The sequence below is a fragment of the Kitasatospora sp. A2-31 genome (assembly GCF_022288725.1).
Taxonomy (GTDB): Bacteria; Actinomycetota; Actinomycetes; order Streptomycetales; family Streptomycetaceae; genus Kitasatospora.
In genome coordinates, this window is record NZ_JAKNTA010000085.1 from 1 (window position 1) to 2,801 (window position 2,801).

Here is a 2,801-nt window from a genome sequence, read left to right on the forward strand (position 1 = left end):
AAGGTCACCCGCCACGGGGACGGCTACGGCGGTTACCTCGCCACCAAGGCCGCCGAACACCGGTACCGCGTGCGGGCGTACGAGGAGTGGCGCGCCGAACTGGCCCGCAACACCAGGCTGGCCGCCACCAACGTCGCCCGTCTCGACGGGATCCCGCGCAAGCTGCCGCTGTCCGTGTTCGGCCACGGCGGCTTCCGCAGCCGGGGACGCGGCCACGGCGCGATGAGCCGCGTCCGCAACGCCAAGGAACGCGTCGAACGGCTCACCGCCCGCCCGGTGGCGCCGCCGCCCGAACCCCTGGTCTTCACCCCGGGCCTCGGCGGCAAGGCCTCCGCCGACGCCGCCCCGCCCGCCCGGCCCGCGCACGCGGCACAGCCCGCGGCGGAACTCACGGACATCCGCGTCGCGGACCGCCTCCACCTCCCCTCCCTGCACATCGCAGCCGGCGAGCGGCTGCTCGTCACCGGGCCCAACGGCGCGGGCAAGACCACCCTCCTGCGGGTCGTCGCCGGCGAACTGCAGCCCGACGAGGGCACGGTCCGCACCCGTGGCCGGATCGGCCACCTGCGGCAGGACACCACCGCGTGGGCCCCGGACCTGACGGTGCTCCAGGCCTTCGCCCACGGTCGCGGCGGAGCCCCGGACGACCACGCCGACGCCCTCCTCGCACTGGGTCTCTTCCACCCGTCGGACCTGCGGCTCACGGTCGGCGCCCTGTCCTACGGCCAGCAGCGGCGAATCGAACTGGCCCGCCTGGTCAGCGGACCGGTCGACCTGCTGCTGCTGGACGAGCCCACCAACCACCTCTCACCCGCCCTGGTCGAACACCTCCAGGCGGCACTGACCGACTACCCGGGCGCGGTCGTCATCGTCACCCACGACCGCCGCCTGCGGGCCGACTTCACCGGCTCCCACCTGGAACTCGACGCCGGGCACGGCGCTCGACGGTCCGGTGCCGGGCGACTCGCGGTCCCGCAGCCCGACGTTCGAGGGCAGGGCGCACGCGCGCTGACTCTCGCGGCAAGTGCGTGACGTCGACGTGACGTGCGCGTCGCACCGGCCACGGCAGTCGGGTCTCCGATAGGACTGACCTGCCACCCGAGACCGAGGAGTGATGAAATGCCGGATATCCCCCACCAGAACGTCCTCAACGCCGAACAGGCGCAGGCTTGGGAGGAGGCCGCGTACCTCATCATCACCGCGCGGAAGGAAGCGGCGGCCATCCTGGCGCGGTCCAAGGTGGAACCGGTCCCCGAGGAGGGCTGGTTCGGGAACCCGTGCACCGCGAAGCTGCCCTTCCCGCCGTATCCGCCCTGCGGGTGCCACGACTACAGGGGCGACGGCGGCCCCTGCACGACGCCCATCCGCGTCCCCGACACCGGTGAAGGATCACTGCACCCCCTGGTGCCCTGCAGCCACGCACGCTCCCAGCACATCGAGACGTGAGCGGCCGCTCTCCGGCCAGGCCGACCACCGGGGACGCGCACCCTCCACACCCATTACCGGCCAGTAATTCGGCTGGTCGACACCTCCCCTGAAGACTCGTCAGATCGCTACGATCCCGCAGCAAGCGATCAGGGAGTCACGTCGTCCGGACGCCGTGCCGTCCGAACGCAGGGGAGCAACGATGGAACGATCCAGGCGGAGCAGCGCACAGCGGGCGGCGAGCATGGTGCTCGCCGCGGTGGTCGCCCTCGGCGCGGGGGCCGCTGCGCAGCCGGCGGCCGCCGCGCCGGCGGGACCGGCGCTGTCCGCGCACGGCGTCGCGGGGTTCCGGTTGGCGGACATCCCGGCGAAGGACGGCGTCGTCCTGAAGGCCGACGTCTTCACCCCGTCCCCCGGCACCCCGGGCGCCGACCCGCAGGGGCGCTACCCGCTGGTGGTGCAGCCCGCCAGCTGGGGGCAGAACGACCTGGAGTACATCGCCCAGGGCCGCGCACTCGCCGAGGACGGGTACGTCGTCGTCACCTACACCGTGCGCGGCTTCTGGGCCTCCGGCGGCGAGGTCGACGTGGCCGGGCCCGAGGACGTGGCCGACATCTCCGCCGTGATCGACTGGGCCCTCGCCCGGACGCCCGCCGACCCGCAGCGCGTCGGCATGGTCGGCCTCTCCCTCGGCGGCGGACTCACCCTGCTCGGTGCCGCCTTCGATCCCCGGATCAAGGCCGTCGCCTCGCTGAGCGGCTGGGCCGACCTGACCGACTCGCTGTACAGCGGGCAGACCCGGCACCTGCAGGCGGCCGCCGTCCTCGCCGGGATCCAGGCCCCGACCGGCCGCAGGAGTCCCGAGTTCGCCCAGGTGCTGGACGACCTCTTCGCCAACCGCGACCTGCCCCGGATCATCCGCTGGGCCGACACCCGTTCCCCGGCGCGCTACCTGGACCGGATCAACGCCAACGGCACCGCCGTCCTGCTGGCCAACGCCTGGGGCGACGGCTTCTTCAACCCCGGCCAGATCACCGACTTCTACGAGCGGCTGACCGTGCCCAAGCGTCTGGAGCTGCGCCCGGGCGACCACGCGAGCCAGGAGTTCACCGGTCTGCTCGGCCTCCCGAACGCGGCCTGGGACAGCGCCCGTTCCTGGCTCGACCAGCACCTCAGGGCAGCCCCGGCGGACCGGCGCCGGCCGGTCGACCTGGAGGTCCGGCCCACCGGCCGCCACGAGAGCCACCCGGACTGGCAGTCCGTCGCCACCCGCACCGACCACGTGACCGTCGGCGCCGACGCCCTCGGTGGCCCGGCCGCCGGCGAATGGCGCAGGACCGTGCTCGGTGGCCTGCCGTCCGGGGCGAACGGCGGGG

At 73.8% G+C, this 2,801-nt stretch carries 3 protein-coding genes; all 3 read left to right on the top strand.

Annotated features, from left to right (window positions below):
• The coding region (locus MCM47_RS39665) for an ATP-binding cassette domain-containing protein (protein ID WP_238951711.1) at positions 1-1,032 on the top strand (1,032 nt) is incomplete at its 5' end.
• A gap of 87 nt (positions 1,033-1,119) precedes the next feature.
• On the top strand, positions 1,120-1,446 hold the full coding sequence (locus MCM47_RS39670; protein WP_238859594.1) for a DUF6422 family protein: 327 nt from the start codon (positions 1,120-1,122) through the stop codon (positions 1,444-1,446).
• A gap of 181 nt (positions 1,447-1,627) precedes the next feature.
• On the top strand, positions 1,628-2,801 hold a 1,174-nt coding region (locus MCM47_RS39675; RefSeq protein ID WP_238951712.1), incomplete at its 3' end, for a CocE/NonD family hydrolase.